We start from the raw sequence: 22405 nt of genomic DNA, 5'->3' as shown, positions 1-22405 counted from the left end.
AACAAACTTTGTTAGCAACGGGCGGACAACAGTCTTCCGCTAAATCGAATCAGCGTTCGATACCGTGTTCTCCTTCGGCAATCCGCTCGGGTTTGCCTGTCACCTGATCGACCGACCACCGACGGAGCGTGGCGTCAAAGCCACCCGAAAACAGCCTGCCATTGTAAAATGCCAATGCCGAAATCGACCCTTGGTGCCCCTCTAACTTTCGCACCGTGGCTCCTTCGTTGATGTCGACGATGCGGATCGCATTGTCAGAACCAGCCACCGCAATATGATCTCGATCCAAAATGGATACCGCGTAGAGTTTGCAGGTGCTTACTTGAATTCGATTCACCTGCTTCATGCTCTTGGAATCAAACACAACGGCCGTTCCGTCATCCCCAACGCTGGCTAACTGGCCTGAACCTGGCCAGAATTCAATGTCCTGGATTCGTCCTTTGTGAGTCGGGCCTTCAAAGGCAACACTTCCCGATTGCGGGTCGAACAAGTGCAAATCGCCCGAGCGCCCAGCAACCGCAAGGACTTTCGCATCGCCGCGGTAAGCAACCGTTCGCAGGTCTTTGCAGTCACATTTGAAAACCGGTTGCTCGCCCGCTTTGGAGCCAATCATAAACACCGTGTTGTCGAAACCGACCGCAGCCATCTGTCGTCCATCGGGCGAAAACGTCACACACGCCAGGGCCGGTGTTCCCTGCATTCGCTGTTGAATGCGGTAATCTCGATCGCGCGACCAGACGATCAATTGGCCATCGTTGCCAGCGGACACTAGCTTGCGGCCATCGGGGGAAAACGCCATCGTGCGAATCAAATCACGATGCCCTTGGAGCGTTTCCAAGACGTTTAGACTTTCCATGTCGACAATGCGAATCGCATGGTCATCACCCGACACTGCCAAAACTTCGCCACGAGGGTCTGCCGTGATCGCCGTGACGACGGCGCGCGGCAAGTTGGCTTCGACCGGTTTCAGCCGAACCGTTCGTGATGCGATCGGCAGCACGTCGGACATCTGTCTGCGTTTGGCTGCAATCGTGAGCGACGATTCCTGAGCCGATGAGGTGCCGAAGAGCGACAAGCTGCCAAGAATGCCGCCGGTCATAACCCAGGACAATGCCGTTCTTCGCGAACACGACCTGCGCGAATAAGCGAGGCTAGGCCAGCGATCATGGGCAGCTTGGTTTGGCATCCGTTCGTTCCCCTCGAGTTGAGCGCATACACATCCTGCGATCGCGCAGAAGGTCTCTCATCGAATAAATCGGCAACCCCAACACGACGCATGACCGGAACAACCCGAAAACAGCAAAGCTCAGGCGTAGCTGGCAAAACAGGGGCAATAGGCGAGCAGTTACCGCCAAAAATCGCGCGATAGCAAAGGCATCGAATCAACCGAATCGGTCTTTCGACTAACCCCCAGGCTTTCCTACCATCCGTTCGCTTGGCCCCGGTCGAGACAGGGAACTGCCAAGCTTGAAACTTTGCGTACAAAACAGGCGACACGGATAATGCGACGAATCAGCCTCCTCGTTTCTGCAATGGCTTTTTGCATTGGTAGCAATGCATCGTTGTCCAATGCACAAACTGCGAACCAACGGACTGCAAACCAACCAACGGCCGGCCGGAGTATAGCGGTCCAGCCCGCCGCGACCGTCGCAGCCCGCCAAGTAGCTCAGCCCCAACCCGGTGCCAACGCCCAAGCCGGCAATCCGCAGGCACCCAATGCCGACGCCACAGTGGCCGATCCGAACGCGCGTCCCTTTAAGGCTTTGACCGCCGCAGAACAGACTCGGCTGGACGCGATGCTGAAAGCCTGGGAACAGCAAAGCAAAGGCACCAAAACGATGTCTTGCAAGTTTCAAAAGTGGCACTTTGACCTGCTGGCAGCACCCGCTGGCATCCATGCGACCAAATCGACCGGCGTCATCAAGTACGCCGCTCCCGACAAAGGCATGTTCAAAGAAGAAACGATCGTCTTTTACGAAGGCATGAAACAAGGCGCACCACAATTCGCCGCTCAACCCGGCAAAGTAGGCGACTACTGGGTGTGTAACGGAGCCGAGGTCATCGAGTTTGATGGAAACGAAAAGAAGTGCACCATCAGCACGCTACCACCGGGCATGAAGGGACAAGATATTTTCAACAGTCCTTTACCGTTTGTCTTCAACTTAGACGCCCAAAAAATTCAATCACGTTACTGGGTTCGTGAAGTCAAAGCTCCCAAACCGGGAATCTATCTGATCGAAGCGTGGCCTAAGTTTCAGGCTGATCGCTCCCAGTACAAAATGGTGCAGATCGCATTGGACGACAAAAAGTTTTTGCCCACTGCCTTGATCATGTACGCGCCGAATTTCAACGCACAGAACGCGCCCATGTGGGATCACTACGAGTTCGAGAACGTCGGCCGAAACGCGATCACGGCTGGAATGAAACAGTTCTTCAACAACTTCATCCCTCAGCGCCCACCATCTGACTGGCAGGTCGTACGCGAAAAACTGCCCGTCGCGGGACAGCCCAACGGCGCACCTGCACGCCAAGCAGCCGCTGCTGACGAACGACCTGCGACGCGTTGATCTGACAACCGCACGAAGCGACCAATGGACTCACCTTCTGTCCCTGTGAGTCCGCGCGCACCTTGGGAGCAAGTCTTCCAAGCGTGAATCAGATCGACCTGACTGCACGAAATGCCTCGCACCGCGCCCCAGTGTCGCAGCACGATGGGAACATTGCTGAACCGCTGAGTGCCGAAGCAACTCGAGCCGGTTTTCCAGGTCGCAGTCGCTTTACGCCTAAAGACCAAATGAGTAAACTTCGTGAGTGAGGAGCGAGCCCGCTGTGGCGCGTTTAAGGCCTTGAGGCCAAGTTGATTTCATTCCAGTTCATTCATCGATCACGGTCTCGTCCGCTTCGACGTTTCATCAGCTTCGGGCTTTTGATCCTGTTGGCGCTTGGTATGATTGGATTGCCCATTTCGGCACCTGGGCCGGAAAAAACCGGGCGTTTCCCCTGCGAAGATTGCCCCTGCGGATGTTCGACTGCGGACTTTTGCTGGGACAAGTGTTGCTGCCATTCGGATGCCGAAAAGCTGCAATGGGCGGCCCAAAACAACGTCCAGCCACCCGAGTTCCTTGTCGCACGCGTCCGTGCTGCGGCTGGCAACCTCGTGCTCGTCAAAACAATCCCCACGCAAACAGCGTCTTCATCAGCTTGCTGCTGTTGTTCCAAGTCGCCGGAATCAGAAACGTCGTCTTGCGAAGTTCCTGGACCAGCAAAGTCTGCGGTTACTGAAAGCCGCAGCCGGTTGATTCGGCTGGAAGATGCTGCAAGGTGCCATGGCATCGAATTGCTGTGGTCACTGTTCTCTCAAGTTGTCGTCGACCCCCTGCGGCCTACCGCTGGCAGCGCCGACGAACACCTTCTTTTCTGCTTAGCGATTTGGAATGACCGCGTCTTTTCTCGCGCGGTCTGTCCCGACCCACCGATTCCTTAGCGAACGATTCCGTCGCAAACTGCACGTGCTGACGGACGGTCCTGTTCGGTGTGCTGGATTCAGGCTGCAATGGCTCTGACCGGATTGGTCTGCGCCTAGCCGCTAGAGATCCGTAGCCCTGCCTGCATCGCATGCCAGTCGTCGCGGGCCAGTCATCGCGTCTGTATTCGCATCTTCGATCATTGCTGCAAACTGATTCGTTGCTGCACGCATTCTGTGCGTGCAGAACCCATAACGCTGCCGCGTGGGTGTCCGAGGGTTTTCGCTCCTCACACCAGCGTGGTCTTCGCCATCGGCGCGGGAGCGACCTGCGAACCGGTTTGTCCAAGCGATCCCCTACACCTGCGTTTTGAAACACTCGAAACCATGGCGGGCTGGGAATATGCGCCGACGGAAAATGCGATGGCAGGCAGCATGCCGTCCGATTCATCCATTCTCACCAATCAACGCGCCTTCCTTCCTTTGCCCTGCCACTTCAAGACCACCAACACACCTCTACCACTCAACATGAATACTTCCCAAACCAACCGACAGGCCTTCACCTTAGTGGAGCTGCTGGTCGTGATCGCCATCATTGGCATCCTTGTTGGACTACTGCTACCAGCCGTCCAATCCGCACGCGCTGCCGCCCGTCGCATGCAGTGCAGCAACAACATGAAACAAATCACTCTGGCGATGCACAACTACGAAAGTGCTCATCGCAAACTGCCTGCCAACTACACAAACGGCACCAGCACAGCGGGGAACTTTTCCATCTTCGCCCAGATGGCGCCGTTCTATGAACAGGCCAACGTGGTTGACTTGATTCGTTTTGACAAACCACTGCACGTAGGTTGCTGCCCCGGCCAACTGGTCGCTCCCCATGACGCTGCCGCCGCGACAGCGATTCCGACACTGTCTTGTCCAAGCGAAGACTACAATCGCACGTTCTTTGTCACTAGCTTGTCGGGTCGCGGACCGACGCAGAGCTATTCCGGAACGAACTATGCCATGAACACCGGCACCGGGGTTGGCACGCTGTATGACACCCGTGTCCCAACCGACGGCGTGATTTGGATCAATTCCAAGATTGGTTTTGAAGCCGTCATGGATGGATTGAGCAATACCGCTGCATTCTCCGAACACTTGCTTGGCGTGCTGGAGCAATCCCCCAGCGAACCAACCGTCGACTCCATAAAGCGGCGCACCATGATGAACGTCAGCTGCGCCTTTGCGGATCGACGCATGCCGCCCTTAACCCCCGGCTTCACGGGTTTTTCGCTGCCCGATGATCCCGGCGAAATGGAAGCGTATACGCGCGGAAGCGGACTGCATCGCGGCTGGTCGGGACAACGCGGCGCGGGCTGGATCAATGGTCGCGAATACTGGACGGGCTACAACCACTATCACCCACCCCAAAGCGGAGTGCCGGACATGAGCAGCTGCGGCTGGGGCGTCTTTGGCGCGAGAAGCAATCACGAGGGCGGCGTTCATGTCGCGCGCTGCGATGGCAGCGTTGGTTTTATCAATCAAAGCGTGGATTTAAAAATCTGGCGCGCGCTGGGTACCCGCAACGGTAGCGAAACTGAATCACTGGGAGATCTCTAATCATGACGATACACAATCGAATTCTCTTGTCTTTAGTGATCGCAGCTGTTGTTCAGCTGTCTGCGCTGCCAGCGATGGGGCAAGCCGTTTGGCCAGCTTTTTTGGGCCAAGGTAAAACGCAAGAAACCCACGTCGATGCGCTGCCGTTGACATGGAGTCCCAGCAAAAATGTTCGCTGGAAAACGACGATCCCTGGCAAAGGACAGTCAAGCCCGGTCGTGTGGGGTGATACAGCGTACGTGACCAGCATTGCAGGCAACATGAAAGAGACCTGTATCGTCACGGCCATCTCGATCACGACCGGCCAACAGGAGTGGAGCCGTGAATTTGAATCGGCCATGCCTACGCGATCGAACTATTTTCAAAGCCGATCGGCGCCGACGCCTGTGGTCGACGACAACCACGTCGTCGCGTTTTTTGAAACCGGAAGCTTGGTAGGCATCAATCGCAAAACCGGCAACACCGCTTGGCAGCGTTCGCTTACGACCGACTACGGCGCGTTTGAATCCACGATTGGCTTGGCGACTTCACCAGTGCAACTGCACGACCGTGTGTTTTTGATGATCGACCACGAAGGCGAATCTTACTTATTGGCGGTCGACAAACTTTCAGGCGAAACGATCTGGCGTACCGAGCGGTTCAGCCGCAAGAGTTATGCATCGCCGTCGATTATCGACATCAACGGTTCGCCGCAAATCGTTTGCAGTAGCGACGGTTCGGTCGACGGATACGATCCCAAAACGGGAAAGCAACTCTGGACGTTCGAGGAACTCGGTGCCAATTCATCCAACACGCCTTTGTTGGCGAGCAAGGACTCGGTGCTCATCGGAGCTTCACCAGGAATGCGTGATGTGAATATGGCGGACGCCCGCGAATCGAATCTTTGTTTGCGAATCGTCGCCCAAGACGATGGCTTTAAACCGCAAGTTCAATGGAAAAGCGAAAAGGCGGTGACGACGTTTGCATCACCGATGGCCCACATCGGATACGCGTACTGGGTAACCAACGCAGGCGTGGTGTTTTGCTACGAAGTCGAATCGGGCGAACTGATGTATCGCAAACGGGCTGGCGAGCAGTGCTGGGTGACGCCCATTGGCGTCGGCGATCGCGTCTACTTGTTCGGCAAAGGCGGTCAGACGACGGTTCTGGCAGCGGGTCCCGATTTTCGCGTGTTGGCGGAAAATGAACTCTGGGATCTGGACTCCATCCCGGCCACCGATCCAGGACAGTTCTCCGGTCGCGGCGGACGGCCACCCGCCAGCGATGCGGCTGCGAAGAATAGGGGTGCGTCACTGACAGCTGCTTCTCCGGATGCTCAGCCAGAGGCTGCTGGCCCGGATGATGCTGAATCAGAGAATGCTCGTCCCGATGTGGCCGATTCGGACGCCGAACCATCGCAACGCCCCGGCAGACCGGCCAGTGCGACAGCCGGCAAGCCGAGTGTGACAGAAGGCAATCCGGCGGATGTTGCGAAAGCCAAACCCATGGACGGAAAAGAAATCGAAGCCGCTCGCACACGCGGTGAAAATCGCTTTGCGGATCCCGTTCAATACGGAGTGGCTTTGACCGCTGATGCGATCTTGATTCGTACCGGCAGCCAACTGCACTGCATAAGCAAAGGCGGCACGAAATGATTCGATACTTCGGATGCTGCCTGCTTTTGTCTTGCCTTGCGCATCTAGCCGATGCTCAAGTCGTCAACTGGGAAAACGATCCGATCCGCTACAGCAAACGCGTTGCCAAACGCAATCCGGTTGCGCGACTCCAAGCGGCGATCGATGCAGGTCACACACAGATCGATGGTGACACACCGCTTGAGCGAGTGCAGTCGCTGCTAAACCAACTGGACATTCACACTTCATCGCAGGTGTTGGTATTTTCTAAAACGAGTCTGCAGAAGACGCAGGTGTCGCCGCAAACCCCGCGCGCAATCTACTTCAACGACGAAGTATTCGTGGGATATGTCCAAGCAGGCGTCGTTGAGATTGCGGCCGCTGACCCTGATCTTGGTGTGGTGTTTTACACACTGGACGTGGAACTGGCCGTGGAACCTGACGTGAAAAGCGCCGAACCGATTCGGCTTGAGCGCCAGGCAAATCGTTGCCTGGGCTGCCATGGCGCCGCACGAACGGGCGGCAAACCTGGCTTTCAAGTCCGATCGGTTTTCCCATCGCCTGATGGCAAACCCGTAATCCGCGCGGGCAGTTCGTTGACCACGCATCGCAGCCCGCTGCAAAAACGCTGGGGTGGTTGGTATGTCACAGGGCAGCATGGAGAGCAACATCACTTGGGCGGCTACCTGCTAGACGGCAAGCGACGCCCTGCCGTGATCGACAATCGGCAACGCGAAAACCAGACCGCCCTTCCATCCTGCGTCGACGCGTCTGCGTACTTGGCCCCCACCAGTGATATTACCGCGTTGATGGTCATGGAGCACCAAGTCGAGGCTTACAACTTGCTGACACACGCAAACTTCGTGAGTCAACATCTGCAGTGGCTGGCTGGCGGCCAAGACCTGAATGCTGCGCAGCGAGAAAAGATCGTCGAAGCAGTGCAACCGCTGGTGACCTACTTGCGATTTGCGGACGAAACGCCGTTGACGTCTCCCGTGAAGGGCGCAGGTGATTTTACCTGCACGTTTACAGACGCGGCGTGTTCGCCAAAGCAGCGGTTGCTGAGACAGTTTGATTTGGAAACCCGACTGTTCAAAAACCAACTAAGCTATCTGGTCAATTCAGAAACGTTTGCAAACGTCCCTGCAGTCCTGCAAGAAGTTATTGCTAGAGAGATTTGGGATTCCGTTGCCGACGATCCCGATCTGGCGGCCGCGATTGCTACCGCTGGCCCGCCTTGGTTGGTCAAGCAACGTCAAGCTGACGACGTGTTTCCAATACCCCCTGCCCGATTCGAACGAGCGTTTCCGGACTGAATAAGTCCGATGTCCTGGGCCGCTAGACGAAGGGGGCAGGCTATTTGTGAATCTGTCGGCTGGCGACGCTAGCGCATTGAGCCAAAGTCTAATCGCCCGGCGACGGCATGACACGGCCATCGCATTGAGATTGCTGGCTGGATCAAGCCATTCATGTCACCGCATCGCGACTTAGGCCACGATGCAAATCCGCTCCCCCCGGACCAGCGTCCGGGGTTACGACCTGCCATCCGTCGTGAGATTAAAACCGATTTGAATCGTCGATTCTATTGCTAAATGCTGCCCCAAAATCATCGCGGCAGCAGTCACTCGGCGACTTCGCCAACGCGATTAAGCGTCTTCGCCCGATTTGGACACGACTTTGTCGATCAAGCCATAAGCACATGCTTCGTCGGCCGACATAAAGTTGTCTCGGTCGGTGTCGTTCTCAATTTCCTCGAGAGTGTGACCGGTGTGGGTCACCATCAACTCGTTCATCTTCTGCTTCACACGACGAAGTTCTTCGATATGAATTTCGACTTCGCGTGTAGTGCCCTGCATTCCAGCGAGCGGCTGGTGGATCATGATCCGTGCATTTGGCAATGAAAATCGCTTGCCCTTGGCACCGGCGGTTAGCAATGCAGCGCCCATCGATGCGGCTTGCCCGATGCAATACGTCGCGACGTCACACGACACGAATTGCATCGTGTCATAAATCGCCATGCCAGCCGTGATGCTGCCGCCAGGACTGTTGATGTACAAGTGAATGTCGGCTTTGGGGTCGTCCGATTGCAGGAACAACATTTGCGCGACCAGCGAATTCGAAATCTGGTCATCGACTTGTTGACCGAGAAAAATGATCCGGTCCTTCAACAAGCGACTGTAAATGTCGTAGGTGCGTTCTTCGCGACCGCTCTTTTCGACAACGTATGGAATAAGTGGCATAGGAAAACTGCTGAATTGGTGGTTCTGTGTTGTTTGTTGATTCGATTTCGACGATGGCTAAGGCCTATTTGTCGTCGTCATCATCGTCGTCATCGCCGCTGGACGGTGGCTTGGTCAAAATGTCGTCGACCAAACCGTACGCCTTGGCTTCTTCGGCACCCAAAAAGAAATCGCGATCGGTGTCTTCGGCGATTTTTTCGACCGTCTGCCCACTGTGGTTGCTGATGATTTTGTTCAGCACGTCGCGGTAGCGAAACATTTCTGCCGCTTGAATTTCGATGTCGCTAACTTGACCACCAACGCCGCCCATCGGCTGGTGCATCATGACGCGACTGTTGGGCAAACAGTATCGTTTTCCCTTGGTACCACCGACCAACAATACCGCTGCTCCGCTACAAGCTTCACCCACACAGTAGGTCGCGACTTTGCAGGACAGCATTTGCATCGTGTCGTAAACAGCCAGCGTGGCTGTGACACTTCCGCCGGGACTGTTGATGTAGAAGTGAATGTCCTTGCGGCGATTTTCGCTTTGAAGATACAAAAGCTTCATCACGACGTCGTTTGCGTTGCCGTAATGAATCTCGCCTTGCAAGAACACGATGCGGTTTTCCAGCAGCAGATCGCCCAGCGTCAGTTGACGCTGACGCTGAACACCTTGGTAGGCACTGCTGTTTTGAATTTCGCGACTGACATCGCCTGGCAGCGTGTTGTGAGGCAGCATGTTGGAATGCAGGGGGAAGGTCATTAAAAGGGTCTTTCAGACGAGGAATGTCTCAATCAATCAACCATCGCAACTTGGTAGTGCAGCGACGTTACGTAAGTGTTCGCGATTAGGGAAAAGTTGACAAGGCCGGTAAGGGCGTCAGAGATGCCGTGCGACAAAGAGAATGGTGTTGCCGATAGCGAAAATTGCTGACGCCGTTAGCGAAACAAGTCGCTAATCAGGGTGATCCGATGACGTTGGCCGAGGGCATTTATCGAACGCCCTATTCGTTTGTCGCCACGTATCACGCAGGAATGCGGCCAACTCTGCCCAAATCTTGCTCGCCCAGTCATCCTCAGCGATGACTAAGCTGGCAGTGGAATCATGTCGGAAGATGGCCAGGTTGGACGAAGGGCGTCGGTTCGATTCGAGCCATAGCGGCCCCTGTTGCTCACCGCATCCGCGTCTTCCTGGTGGGGAAGACACGGCCGCACTTTTTCCTACCTAGACTGCCCTATCCCCGTGACTTCTTGCCTTCGCCAGGGATTTTTCCGCTGACGTAGACTTTCATCGAGTGATGAGGCATATCAACCACCATCGAATCGGGCGGCATTGGCCCGTCGACGTCGGGGTAGATGTCAGCCGGAGATACGGCAGCTGTGTCCAAAAACAGATTCCATTTCATGTTGCGGCCCATCGCCGGCATCGTGAAATCCATCGTCTGGCCGGTGCTGTTGAACATCAACACCATGTCACGACCAAGTTCTTCGGGATCTTCGACACGGCTGGGAGCGGCGATGTACGCCATCATCGCCAGTTCCTGTTGACTCCAATCCAAGACGATCCCATCGGGTGCGTACCAGGACACATCGGGAATCTTGCGGCCATCGACCGGGCGCCCCGTCAGATATTCGCGGCGACGGACGGTCGGTTGGTTTCGCCGAAACGCGATCAGCGACTTAACGAATCGCAGCAGATCCGCGTTCTTTTCGACCAGACGCCAATCAAACCAACTGACGTCATTGTCTTGGCAATAGGCGTTGTTGTTGCCTTTCTGCGTGCGACGAACTTCGTCACCGCTGACCAGCATCGGGACACCTTGGCTGAGCATCAACGTGGTCAGCATGTTTCGCACTTGGCGATCTCGAATCATGCTGATCGATTTCTTACGCGTCGGGCCTTCGACGCCGTAGTTGTCGCTGATGTTGTGATTGTCACCGTCGCGATTTTCTTCGCCGTTGGCGTCGTTGTGCTTGTGCTTGTAAGCCATCAAGTCATTCATCGTAAAACCATCGTGGCTTGTGATGAAATTGATGCTGCAAAACGGAGGGCGTCCGGAATGTTCGTACAAGTCACTGCTACCAGCCAAACGTGTTGCAAGTGCCCCCAACGTTCCGCCGTCGCCGCGCCAGAATCCGCGAACATCATCGCGATACCGTCCGTTCCATTCGGCCCAACGGGCGCTCCCGAACGAACCGACCTGGTAAGCACCAGCGGCATCCCAAGCTTCGGCGATGATCTTCGTGTCTGCCAACAACGGGTCTTCGGCAATCAATTCGACCATGGGCGGATTGGGCACCAAGTTGCCTTTCCGGTCGCGGCTTAAAATGCTGGCCAAATCGAATCGGAAACCGTCGATGTGGAAATTGTGGACCCAGTGTCGCAAGCAGTGAAAAATCATTTCGCGGACGACTGGGTGGTTGCCGTTGATTGTGTTTCCACAGCCTGAGTAATTCGAGAAGTGCTTGCCTTCGCTCAGAATGTAGTAGACCTGGTTTTCTAAGCCTTTGAACGAAAGCGTCGGACCTTGCTCGTTGCCTTCGCAGGTGTGGTTAAACACCACGTCCAAGATCACTTCGATCCCGGCGGCGTGCAGTGCTTTGACCATCTGTTTGAATTCAGTGATCTGCGCGCCGGGCGTTTTGTCATGAGCGTAGCCACGGTGAGGCGAGAAAAACGCCATCGGGTCGTAGCCCCAGTAGTTAGGGCGATCGAGTTTCTTGCCGTAGATGTCACGGATCGGAAATTCGTTGACCGGCATCAATTCGACTGCGGTTATCCCCAGCGATTGCAGGTAGGGGATTTTTTCGATCACGCCCAAGTACGATCCGCCCGAATCGATCTTTGCCGTTTTACTTTTTGTAAAACCGCGAACGTGCATTTCGTAGATGACGGATTCGCTGATGTCGCGACGAATGTGTCGGTCACCGTCCCAGTCAAACGTGTCTTTGATCACGACACATTTGGGTGGACGAATTACACCGTCATCGCTCTTCATGAATTCGCCGGCCAGGGCCTGCGTGTACGGATCGATCAAACGAGCTGTCGAATCGAATCGGTGCCCATTGTCAGGATCCCAAGGTCCGCTGGCTTGCAAGTGATACAGCTGACCGTGTTTTAGGCCGGCAACATGCAGACTCCAAACGTCACCCCAGCGATCCGAGTCGCGATCAAATTCGATGATCTCGGCCGGCTCGCGGTCAGCAACTTTGTTGTACAGCAGCAGTCGCATCGCCGTCGCGCTGCGGCTGAAAACCGAAAACTGGACGCCGCTTTCCTGGACGATAGGGCCAAATGGAGGCGTGTAAGTAAACTGCAGATTGGGAAAGGGCTGTCGCATGAGCATCGTGTCGGTCTCTCTATCGTTAGTATTTCGCCATCTGGCCGTCCTGAATGGTCTCCATCGAACGCTTCAGGAGCGTGCGTGAGACAATTCGTCGCGACAGTGGGTCTTTAGCTGGCAATGGTGCTGGGTTTTCCATTGTCAGAAAAACAGTTCACTGTTCGCCTGACGAAAAACACTACCACCTGCCTTAGCAATTGACTTTCTGGCGTCGCTCGCCTGTGCGAAAACACACTAGGTCACCAAGCAACACAACAGTTGGCGAATTGGTAACGGAGAAACCTCCTAGTCAAGTAAGCGAAGGGTTAATGATTAACGGTGACTTTTTCGGCAAGCCTCGCGGTATTCCCGCAATGTTCACCCAGCGGCTAAGCTGTTTAAATGCGGATTCCGCCGCCAACCGATGGCCAAGCATACCGAAAGACCACGGTCCGACGTACAGCGACCACCGCAGAGCCCGCGTAGAAAATACGACGCCTACCCTCAATAGCGTTTGCGGGCCAGAATGGCGACTTTGGCGGACCCACCGCAGCGTTAATTTTTCCACCCGCACTGTTTTCCCTGCAAATATGGCTGCCACCTACAAAGATGCCGGCGTCGATCTAGACGTTTACGCCGAGTCGATGAGCCGACTGCCGCGGTTGATGCATCGCACGTTCAGTCCGCGTGTGATCCCCAGCGACGGTGGCTTTGCCGGACTTTTTCAGCTGGATTTTGCCGGCAAACTGTTTTCGCGAAATTACCAAGAACCTGTGTTGATCAGCGGCACGGACGGCGTCGGCACCAAGCTCAAGATCGCGCAATTGACCGGACGCCACGAAACAGTCGGAATCGACTTGGTCGGCATGTGTGTCAATGACCTGCTCTGCACCGGCGGTGAACCCCTGTTCTTTCTGGACTACGTCGCCATGGGCAAAGACGATCCAGCAAGACTGGAAAAAATCGTGCAAGGCATCAGTGACGGCTGTGTTGCCGGCGACATGGCGTTGCTCGGTGGCGAAACGGCCATCATGCCAGACATGTACGGTAAAGACGACTACGACTTGGCTGGCTTTGCAGTCGGCGTGGTCGAGAAACGAAAATTGATCGACGGCAAGATGATCGGCCAAGGCGACGTTGTGCTTGGGCTGGCGTCCAATGGACTGCACAGCAACGGGTTCAGCTTGGTTCGCAAGATCATCGACGATGCTGGCCTGACGTGGGATGCGACCCCCGAACCATTCGGCGGCCGCACGCTAGCCGATGTGTGTTTGGAACCCACACGTATCTACACCAAGGTCATTCGCGGAGTCCAGAATCACTACCGCGTCAAACAAGTGCTGCATGGCATCGCGCACATCACGGGCGGCGGCGTCCAAGAAAACCTGGATCGCATTTTGCCAAAAAACGTCGATGCGTTGATCGAACCTGATTCGTGGCAACTGCCGGACATTTTCCAGTGGCTTCAGAAAACCGGTGACGTTCAGACCAGCGAAATGCGACGCGTCTTTAACATGGGACTGGGCCTGGCCATTGTGGTCAGCGATTTTTACGCAGCCAGCGTAAAAGATCAAATCCAAGAACTAGGCGTCGACTGTTTTCCGATCGGCAAGATCGTTGCGGGCGAAGGCAAAGTGCGTTTCGCTTAGTTCGTGAACGCAGTCTTTGATCAGCAAACTTGTCAGCTGCTCGCATTAGGCACGGGCCCTTTCAAGCCGTTGAAAATAAGCGACCTGAACCCTGCACGCACTGGGCATCTCCAATTAATGCCCGTGGCTAGCGTCAGCCGCTAACACAAATTCTTTTCCCTCAACAGACTTTGACCTATGCGTGTTCTCTCTGGCATTCAGCCCACCGGCCGGCCTCACTGGGGCAACTTCTTTGGCGCGATCCGCCAGTACATCGACCTGCAAGAAGCCAACGACGGGTTTTACTTCATCGCTGATTTGCATGCGCTGACCACCGTGCGCGATGCCGAAGCGATGCGTCAAAACACTTTGAACGCCGCAATTGATCTGTTGGCACTGGGACTGGATCCAGCCAAAGCAACGCTGTTCGTGCAGTCGCATGTGCCCGAAGTCAGCGAGCTGTGCTGGCTGCTACTGAGCGGTACTCCGATGGGGTTGCTCCAACGCTGCGTTGCCTACAAAGAAAAGGTCGACAAGGGGCTCTCTGCGGACGCTGGACTGTTCACTTACCCGGTGCTGCAAGCGGCCGACATTTTGGCTTACGACAGCGAAATTGTTCCCGTCGGTGCTGACCAAGTTCAACATATCGAAGTCTGCCGCGACATCGCGACGAAGTTCAATCATCAGTTTGGCGAAACGTTTGTCTTGCCCAAAGCTCAGACGCTTGATCATAGCGCCAAGGTCCCCGGCACGGACGGCGAAAAGATGAGCAAGAGCTACGACAACACGCTACCGTTGTTTGGCGAAGTCAAAAAAATCCGCAAGCAGATCATGCGAATCACGACCGATTCGCGTGCCATGGAAGACCCCAAGGATCCCGAAACGGACCACCTGTTCCTGCTGTATCGACTCTTCGCAGGCGGATCGGATGTGCAAGCGATGGCGGACAAGTATCGCCAAGGTGGCTTTGGATACGGCGAAGTGAAAAAGGCGGTTGCCGAAGTCAGCGAGCAGTACTTTGCCGACGCTCGAGAAAAACGTGCAGAACTGGAATCCAACTTAGATTACGTCCACCAAACGTTGCGCGACGGCGCCGACCGAGCCAGAGAAGTCGCTGCGACCGTATTGAGCCGAGCCCAGACGGCCTGCGGATTGCGTTAGAATACAGTCGGCTTCGATCGGAAGCTTTCTTTGCTGAACCACCGCATTTGGAAACGCACCGATTGTGCTCGCGGTGTGCCGGATGCCTCGACGGTGGGCATGTCCATTGCAGCGGCAAGTCGCTTCAGTTTTTCGTCGAACAGGTTGATCAACATGGCTGTGCTCGGAATCGGAACCGAAATCGTCGAATGCGTCCGCATTTCCAAGATGATCGAAACGCATGGCGAACAGTTTCTGGAACGAGTCTACACGGCCCACGAAATCGAATTCTGCATTCTGAAAGCGAACGCAGCAAGACATTTCGCGACACGCTGGGCGGCGAAGGAAGCCACCATGAAAGCGCTGCAGTGCCGACAACAAGGCGTCCACTGGACCGATATCGAAATCGTGACATCGCTGGAGCAAGGCCCCCGAATCGTGCTGGGCGGTGCGGCCCTGGCGTATTCCCAATACAGCGGCGTCGAAAAACTGCTGCTTAGCCTGGGAGCCTGTCGCACTCATGCAACGGCGTACGTGATCGCGACAGATCAGTTGGACTAAGTGCAGTTGGACTAAGTAACGCCCACGCGGATGAACGTCCGCATCAGCAGGCGTTGGCTGTACCGGCTACCAAATCCGCACTCGCTGCGCGGGCTCCAAATACAGCTCCGAATCGGAATCGATGCCGAACGCTTTGTACCAGGCGTCCATATTGCGAACGATTCCGTTGACGCGATATTCGCTGGGACTGTGAGGATCGGTGACCAGTCGTTTCAGTAATTCGCGTTCACGATACAGTCGGCGCCAAATTTGAGCCCAACCCAAAAAGAAACGTTGGTCGCCGGTTAGTCCATCAATCACGGGAGCTTTGTTGCCGTCCAGCGAAAGTCGGTACGCTGCGTAGGCGACACTCAGTCCGCCCAAGTCGCCGATGTTTTCGCCTAACGTCAATTCGCCGTTGACGAAGTTCCCTGCGATGGGTTCATACGCGTTGTATTGCTGCACCAAACCAGCGGCACGTTTTTCAAACTCGCTGCGGTCCTCTTCGGTCCACCACTTTCGCAAATTTCCATCGCCGTCGTACTTGCTGCCTTTGTCGTCAAATCCGTGGCTTAGCTCGTGCCCGATCACGGCACCAATCGCACCGTAATTAGCCGCGTCGTCGGCAGCCATGTTGAAAAACGGAGGCTGCAGGATGGCGGCCGGAAATACGATTTCGTTCATCGTGGGGTTGTAGTAAGCGTTGATGGTCTGCGGCGTCATGTGCCACTCGCTGCGATCAATCGGGCCGCCCAATTTGTCCAGATCGCGATTGTATTCAAACTCGGATGACGCAATGACATTGACCGCCAATGGCACCTGTTTGATCTTCAGTTTGCTGTAGTCTTTCCACTCGTCGGGATAAGCAATCTTGGTGGTAAACTTAGACAGTTTTTCGAGTGCCTGCTTTTGAGTTCCTTTTCCCATCCAATCACGAGATTCGATGCGTAGTGCAAAAGCTCGCTTCAGATTCTCGACCAGCTCGTTCATTCGTTCTTTCGCGGCCGGTTTAAAGTGTTCTTTTACGTACAACTGTCCCACCAGTTCGCCCAACACACTGCCGGTCGTATTCACACCGCGTTTCCACATCGGCTCTTGCTCGGAAATACCGCTTACGGCTGTCTTGTGGAAATCAAAGTGTCGACGCTCCAGTGTGTCCGAAAGGGAACTGGCGTACGAATCAATCACTTTAAACGTCAGGTAGTCGCTCCATTGCTCCGCTGGGATGTCGGCGAACATTTCACTCAGTTCGCGGAAATAGCTAGGTTGGCGAACGACGAAAGCATCTTGTTTGGCCAAGCCGGCGGCGTCAGCGTAGGTTTGCCAAGAAAAACTCCCCAGCAGTTCGCTCATTTCGGCAAACGACTTCTTGTTGTAAGTCGCCTCGGGATCGCGATTCTGCGTTTTTGACCATTGGGATTTCGCGATTCTGGTTTCGATTTCGACGACCTTCTCCGCTGCTTCCGCGGCATGATCATGGCCCGCAGCATTGAGCATGTCCGCGACGTAAACCTTCAATTGCTTGCGAAGTTCGACGTAACGCTCATCGTCTTCCAAGTAGTAGTCGCGGTCGGGCAATGTCAGCCCCGATTGCGTGACGTAAACCGTGTATTCATCACTGGCACGTGCATCGACCGAGACATAGGATGCAAACGGACCGTAGATGCCGTTGCGAATCAGTTTTCCCATCGCCGGAGCCAATTCGTCCGTGCTGGTCACACTGCTGGCAATCGCCAAAATGGAATTGATGGGATCTGTCTTGGCTTGGTTACGCTGCGACACATCCAACACACTGCCGTAGAGAGAGCCGACTTTTTGAGCCGGAGTGTCCGATTCCGCTTTGGTCTTTGCTGCGGTTTCGATCAGCGATTTGACTTGCTCCTGCGTTTTGTCATTGAGCAATGTAAAAATGCCGTAGTTCGATTTGTCGCCAGGAATCTCTGTATCGTTCAGCCACTTTTCGTTGGCATACAGATAGAAATTCGCACCCGGCGAGACCTTTTCGCTAAACAACGATCGATCAATGCCGGAGACTTTCTCTCCGCCACTATCTTGCGCAAAGATCATCGTGACGGGGAACAACAAGATCGCGAGCGGAAACAAGACGTTACTTCGCTTCATGGTGACCATTAATTTGAAACGGGGCGATTGGGATTGGTTTCTAGTATTTCGCAACAACAACGAACGCTTTGACACAAAAGACCTGGCCTGACTCAGCTGAAAACTTCCCCGAGTCGACAAGCAAAATTTGGCTGTCATGGGACCAGATTGCATTCTAGATCCTACCGCTGATCACGAGGTCCGTCCAAGTAGTCGAAAGACACAAAACGGCAAATGACAACGGCAGGTTGCAACAAGCTCAAGAAACGAGCAAAAGAGAAACGCCGCGGATGGTGTCCAAAAATGAGCCCGATTGCAAAGAACAATTGCAAAAAGGCGATGGGCAGACCGGCAGCGCAAAAGAATTGTTGGACGATCGTAATCGCCAGCTCCACCTACATCATGACTGCTAGAGCGATGGGGCCAGAACTATTTCACCAAGACGGCTTCGTCGGTGTACAGTTCCAAAATTTGGCTTTGAACCTTGACGGCTCTTAGCAGGATCCAGAGTTGATCGGGCGTGAACTGAATCGGTCCGTCACCACACATCTCGTCTAGTTCGATGCTAACAGCTGAGTGCTGATCCGTGGCCGCTTCCAAGCGAAAGCTTGCGTTTCTCCAAGCCTTCATCAGCACGTCATCGGCGGCAAGCGAATCGACGTCGGGTGTTTGGGTCAGGATCAACAAACAAAGTCGCGCCACGTCGGCGGGTGACAGTTCTGGTTGCAGTTCCGAAATGCGTTGAGCTAGCGTTTGGCAATTCATCACAATGAAATTCTTGCGGCTCAGAAAACCGGCCGAAGAAGTCGTTTGGGTACAGATCGACGCTGAACAGTGGGCCGTTCCTGTCATCAAAGACAGCCGGATCGCCAAGCGAACACGGCACTGCTGCGAATCGATACCCGTGCGAACTGATACCGATCAACCAACTCTAGGTCACGCTACCTGACGAGAGGTGCTGAACGAGATTTTTCGGGCGGGTTCCCCCCCAATCCGGAGATTCCCCGGCATTAGCGGACGCCAAAGACGCTATTGATAGGGAATGTTGCTACTCGACATTGCCCCCCAAACAGAAAGCAGCGCGGCATTCTTACGCAAACGCAACGGCGACAACCGCTACCAGCGGATTATTCGACATCTTCGGCTCCGCGCGGGTCGACTTTCAGACTGGCCAAGTACGCGACCAAATCACGAAGCTCGCGAGCGGTCATGTGCTTGGTCAGATCGTCTGGCATCGATGAATTGCCTTTCCGCCTTGCTTCGATATCGTCTTGTTCAATCCGAACTTGCGAACCATCAGCGAGCAGCAGTTCGACAAAGTCATCGGTCTCACTGCGAACGATACCCGTCACCACTGCACCATCGGCATCGGCAATCACCGCGGTTTCAAACCCTTTGGCGATCTGCGCATTCGGCAAACAAATCGCTTCCAACAAATAACGCCGATCTTTCTCTTTGCCGATGATGGTCAGCTTCGGTCCGACTTCACCGCCAGCGCGATCGACTTTGTGGCACCGAACACATGACAATTCGGTTTTTCCGAAAAAGAGCTTTCCGCCTTTTTCGACATTGCCACCCTCCAACGACGTCCACCATTTGGCCAAGGGGTTGGCGGATGCCAACATCGTTTGGTGATCGCCAACGGCTTGATTCAACTCTTCCGTCAACTTGCCGTCCGCAGCCTCCAGTACATTCAAATGCACGTCGCTGGGCAGCGATCCGTCCAAGTAATCTTGGACCGCTTTCCGAATCTCCTTGACGGCCGAATCGTCTTTTGACTTGGCCAACAAATCCCAAGCCAACTGCCGAACTCGCATATCGCGGCTTTTGGTTGCCTGGATCACTGTCGGAAGCGATTTGGCTTTGTCCAAATTGGACAGCGTTTGTATCGCTGTGGTCACCAGAAGTGCATCATCAGTCAGTTTGACGCCGCGAGCCAACGTAACTGCTCGCACAGCATCAAGCCGTGCCAGCGCCGCCAGGGAATTGGCTCGATCCGAAGCTTCTTGCGCTTCATCTATAAATCGCTTGGCCAGCTCGGGTGCAATCCGCTTGATCCCCAAACGAGACGCAACATCGATCATTTTTTCGCGGACATTTGAATCGGTGATCATCAGCGAATCGATGCGTTTGGACAACGCAGTCACGGCCAAATTGACATCGCGCGGATCAAGCGGACGAAAGTCATTGATGACACGGTCGCGAGGATCTGGTTTTACCCAATCGGCCAACATGTCCAATGCTTCGACTCGCATGTCGATCGGCGCGCCCGCATTGGCCGCGTACTGGGCGATCCGGTCGGCGGAGTCGGCGTCACCGATTCGGTAGTTGGCGTTAAGTGCTCGACGAATGAACGCCAGGTCTGTCGCTTCGCTCTGTAGGCCCTGAGCCAGTTTTGGCATTGCGACCAAGATCGGCACATCGTGAATCGCTCGTGCGGCTTCGGCTTTGACCAAAGAATTGCCGTCACTAAGAAACTCCGCCACCAATTCGCTCTTGGTCCGTCGCAGTGCCACCACAGCGGCACGGCGAACAGCGGAACTTGGATGCGTCTTTAAGGCAGTGATCTCGGTGGGCTTGGCCGACGATGTCAAAAACATCACGCCCGCGTGCCGCAGTGCCGGGTCTTCGTTCTTATTGTCAGCCAGAATTTTCACGACACTGGGCGTCGATTCAGAATCTTTCAATTGCCCCAGTGCGATGGTGGCAAAATAGTTGGCTCGCGCCGAAGCATCTTTCAACAGCAAACGCAAATCCGCCACTGCCGCTTTGTCTCCACGCTCGCCAGCAAATTTGGCTGCTGCAGATCGAATGTAAGCATCTTTGTCCTTCAACAAAGGGCGAACAAACTTCAGCGTGTTGTCTTGCTCCAGACGTCGTTGAATTTGGTCCAGTCCCCAAATCGCATGCAGGCGGGCTACTCGGGGCAGATCTTTCTGCGTCAACACGAGTGCCAAAGCATCGATCTCGTCTCGCTTTGCCAATTGCCATTGGGCTTCCAATCGCACGCGTCGATCTGCGTGTTGCAAATCCCCCAAGAGCGATTCATTGCTTCGTGCGTCCCAGTCGCACTGCAGTCGTTCTTGAACATCGCGGACTATATCACTGTTGATATGCTCAGGATCCGTCAGACGATAAATCCGTCCTTTGCCGAGCCCCTCCCATCCATCGACCCAATCGCTGACATACAACGCTCCATCGGGTCCAAACGCGAGGTCGGTTGCCAGACACGTCCAAATGGGCTGGTCGTCTTCACCAAGTTGGTAAAACGCGCCATCGGGCTGCAAATCAAACGATCGGATACCGCTGTTGCTAGGTCCACCGCGGAAATCGCAAATCAGAAACTTGTCTTTCAGCTGATCGCCAAAACCTGTTCCGGGATAAAACGCAAATCCGCTTGGGCCGTCCGTAAAGTTTGCGATCGGCGGAACGATGTACGCGGGCTGTTCGTTGTGAAACGGTTCCCAGATTTTCTCTTGATTGAATGGGCCACGGTCCGGCAGATACTGGTAGTACATTCGCCATCCAGTATCACCGCCCTGCAGAATGTGCACGATGCGTGCCTGGTCGCCACTGTCACTGTTGTTGTCAACGGAAAACAGGTCGCCGACATCATTGAATGCCAACTCTTGCGGATTGCGCAAACCATTGGCGAACACTTCCAAATTGGTGCCATCCAATTCGCAGCGAAACACCGCGCCCACCGCCGGGTCGGCAAACAGCTTGCCGTCTTTGGTGATCACGTGGTAGCCGCGATCGCCAATGCTAAAGTAAAGTCGCCCATCATGACCAATGATCAGTCCGTGCATGTCGTGCCCACGAAAAGCAACGCGAACACCGTAGCCATTTGACAGCACCACTCGTTCGTCAGCTTTGCCGTCGTCGTCTTTGTCGACCAGTTTCCACAGTCTTGGAATGCACGTGTAGTAGATGTCATTGCCACGCACCAACACGCCTGCGCCGGTGCCTTCTTCGATGTGGTTAAAACCGTCCGCCACGACATGGCTTTCGTCCACCACACCGTCGCCATTGGAATCCGTCAAACGGCGAATGCGATCGTCGTGTTGTGCATACGTAATCGCGGCTTCACCGAGCAATCGTTTGTGGTAATCGATTCGATCCTGAACGGTTTTGGCCGACAAGTCAGCTAGCAACCACTTCTCGTCGTGGCCACGGTTGTCAGTGACGCCCCGGTTCTGCCGAAACGATTCGCAGGCAAAGATACGACCGCGGAGATCGATATCAAACGCCACCACGTTGGCAACATCCGGTTCGGCAGCAAACACCGAGATGTCCCAACCCTCGGGAACTTTGATGCCTGCCGCAGATTGCGCGGCTTCGTCGGACGCTTCGCTGATCTCCGGCTCAAGCGGCTTGGCAGAATCCAAATCGATGGCCAACGCCGACTGGCTGACCGCAATGAATCCAATCGCTAAGGCGAATCCCAACGAAAACAATCCACTGCAAAAAGAACCGAAACCCACAAATCGTTTTGTCATGCCGTTAGCTTTCTATCTCTACACTTTTGATCAGATGGTCGCGCAATGTCATCACTGGTTCATCATTCGTCTCCCAAGTCACTGAGGGCGCCAGCAACCAACCTCCGGCGACCCGCACTTTTTCGATGCCGTGCAAGTCGCATTTTTCCGTGAAGCGAGCTTGAGAGCTGCTCGAGGGATCGGAAAGCCGTCTATATTGAGCCGGACGACAAGCGACTCCTTTATATTAGCTGTCAGTGGCCACACTTGGCAACATTTGTGCTCGCCAG

The 22405-nt window shown here is 54.8% G+C and carries 15 protein-coding genes and 1 tRNA gene; 7 read left to right on the top strand and 9 right to left on the bottom strand.

Annotated features, from left to right (window positions below):
• Positions 1-49: 49 nt before the first annotated feature.
• Positions 50-1186 carry a WD40 repeat domain-containing protein gene (locus K239x_RS11525; RefSeq protein ID WP_145418056.1) on the bottom strand — a complete coding sequence of 379 codons (1137 nt, stop codon included), beginning with the start codon at positions 1184-1186 and terminating at the stop codon, positions 50-52.
• Between the two features lie 346 nt (positions 1187-1532).
• Here K239x_RS11525 and K239x_RS11520 point away from each other — a divergent pair, with 346 nt between their 5' ends.
• The 4 genes from K239x_RS11520 (at position 1533) to K239x_RS11505 (ending at position 6705) form a co-directional block, all read left to right on the top strand.
• Positions 1533-2567, top strand: a complete 1035-nt coding sequence (locus K239x_RS11520; protein WP_145418054.1) for a TIGR03009 domain-containing protein — start codon at positions 1533-1535, stop codon at positions 2565-2567.
• Positions 2568-2947: 380 nt separating this feature from the next.
• On the top strand, positions 2948-3484 hold the full coding sequence (locus tag K239x_RS11515) for a hypothetical protein (protein WP_419189945.1): 537 nt from the start codon (positions 2948-2950) through the stop codon (positions 3482-3484).
• 507 nt (positions 3485-3991) lie between these two features.
• Positions 3992-5071, top strand: a complete 1080-nt coding sequence (locus K239x_RS11510; protein ID WP_145418052.1) for a DUF1559 family PulG-like putative transporter — start codon at positions 3992-3994, stop codon at positions 5069-5071.
• 2 nt (positions 5072-5073) lie between these two features.
• A complete protein-coding gene (locus tag K239x_RS11505; protein WP_145418050.1) occupies positions 5074-6705 on the top strand; it encodes an outer membrane protein assembly factor BamB family protein in 1632 nt (543 codons plus the stop codon).
• A 1257-nt stretch (positions 6706-7962) separates the two neighbouring features.
• Here K239x_RS11505 and K239x_RS28480 read toward each other — a convergent pair.
• The 4 genes from K239x_RS28480 to glgX form a co-directional block, all read right to left on the bottom strand.
• Positions 7963-8037, bottom strand: a tRNA-OTHER gene (locus tag K239x_RS28480).
• Between the two features lie 293 nt (positions 8038-8330).
• A complete protein-coding gene (gene clpP / locus K239x_RS11495; RefSeq protein ID WP_145418046.1) occupies positions 8331-8924 on the bottom strand; it encodes an ATP-dependent Clp endopeptidase proteolytic subunit ClpP in 594 nt (197 codons plus the stop codon).
• A gap of 64 nt (positions 8925-8988) precedes the next feature.
• Complete coding sequence (locus tag K239x_RS11490; RefSeq protein ID WP_145422319.1) at positions 8989-9645, bottom strand: ClpP family protease; 657 nt, start codon at positions 9643-9645, stop codon at positions 8989-8991.
• Positions 9646-10141: 496 nt separating this feature from the next.
• A complete protein-coding gene (gene glgX / locus K239x_RS11485) occupies positions 10142-12253 on the bottom strand; it encodes a glycogen debranching protein GlgX (protein ID WP_145418045.1) in 2112 nt (703 codons plus the stop codon).
• Positions 12254-12819: 566 nt separating this feature from the next.
• Between glgX and purM the strand changes: the two genes are divergently transcribed.
• On the top strand, positions 12820-13878 hold the full coding sequence (purM, locus tag K239x_RS11480) for a phosphoribosylformylglycinamidine cyclo-ligase (RefSeq protein ID WP_145418043.1): 1059 nt from the start codon (positions 12820-12822) through the stop codon (positions 13876-13878).
• Between the two features lie 177 nt (positions 13879-14055).
• The gene (trpS, locus tag K239x_RS11475; protein ID WP_145418041.1) at positions 14056-15018 is read left to right on the top strand and encodes a tryptophan--tRNA ligase; all 963 of its coding nucleotides are present in this window, start codon (positions 14056-14058) and stop codon (positions 15016-15018) included.
• On the opposite strand, the gene K239x_RS28475 is transcribed toward trpS, so the two are convergent.
• Positions 15015-15173 carry a hypothetical protein gene (locus tag K239x_RS28475; RefSeq protein ID WP_419189944.1) on the bottom strand — a complete coding sequence of 53 codons (159 nt, stop codon included), beginning with the start codon at positions 15171-15173 and terminating at the stop codon, positions 15015-15017. The genes trpS and K239x_RS28475 overlap by 4 nt on opposite strands.
• Between K239x_RS28475 and acpS the strand changes: the two genes are divergently transcribed.
• Positions 15172-15558, top strand: a complete 387-nt coding sequence (gene acpS / locus K239x_RS11470) for a holo-ACP synthase (RefSeq protein ID WP_145418039.1) — start codon at positions 15172-15174, stop codon at positions 15556-15558. The genes K239x_RS28475 and acpS overlap by 2 nt on opposite strands.
• Before the next feature lie 66 nt (positions 15559-15624).
• Here the strand turns inward: acpS and K239x_RS11465 are convergent, their stop codons facing one another.
• The 3 genes from K239x_RS11465 to K239x_RS11455 all read right to left on the bottom strand — a co-directional run bounded on the left by K239x_RS11465 (position 15625) and on the right by K239x_RS11455 (position 22136).
• Positions 15625-17604: a M13 family metallopeptidase gene (locus K239x_RS11465; RefSeq protein ID WP_419190082.1), complete on the bottom strand. Its 1980-nt coding sequence runs from the start codon at positions 17602-17604 to the stop codon at positions 15625-15627.
• A gap of 462 nt (positions 17605-18066) precedes the next feature.
• Positions 18067-18402 carry a hypothetical protein gene (locus K239x_RS11460; protein WP_145418035.1) on the bottom strand — a complete coding sequence of 112 codons (336 nt, stop codon included), beginning with the start codon at positions 18400-18402 and terminating at the stop codon, positions 18067-18069.
• Between the two features lie 362 nt (positions 18403-18764).
• Positions 18765-22136 carry a PVC-type heme-binding CxxCH protein gene (locus K239x_RS11455; RefSeq protein WP_145418033.1) on the bottom strand — a complete coding sequence of 1124 codons (3372 nt, stop codon included), beginning with the start codon at positions 22134-22136 and terminating at the stop codon, positions 18765-18767.
• Positions 22137-22405 lie beyond the last annotated feature (269 nt).

This window comes from Stieleria marina, from assembly GCA_007741555.1.
Lineage (GTDB): Bacteria > Planctomycetota > Planctomycetia > Pirellulales > Pirellulaceae > K23-9.
Note: the sequence above shows the minus strand (reverse complement) of the source record. Positions and strands in the feature narration are given on the sequence as shown.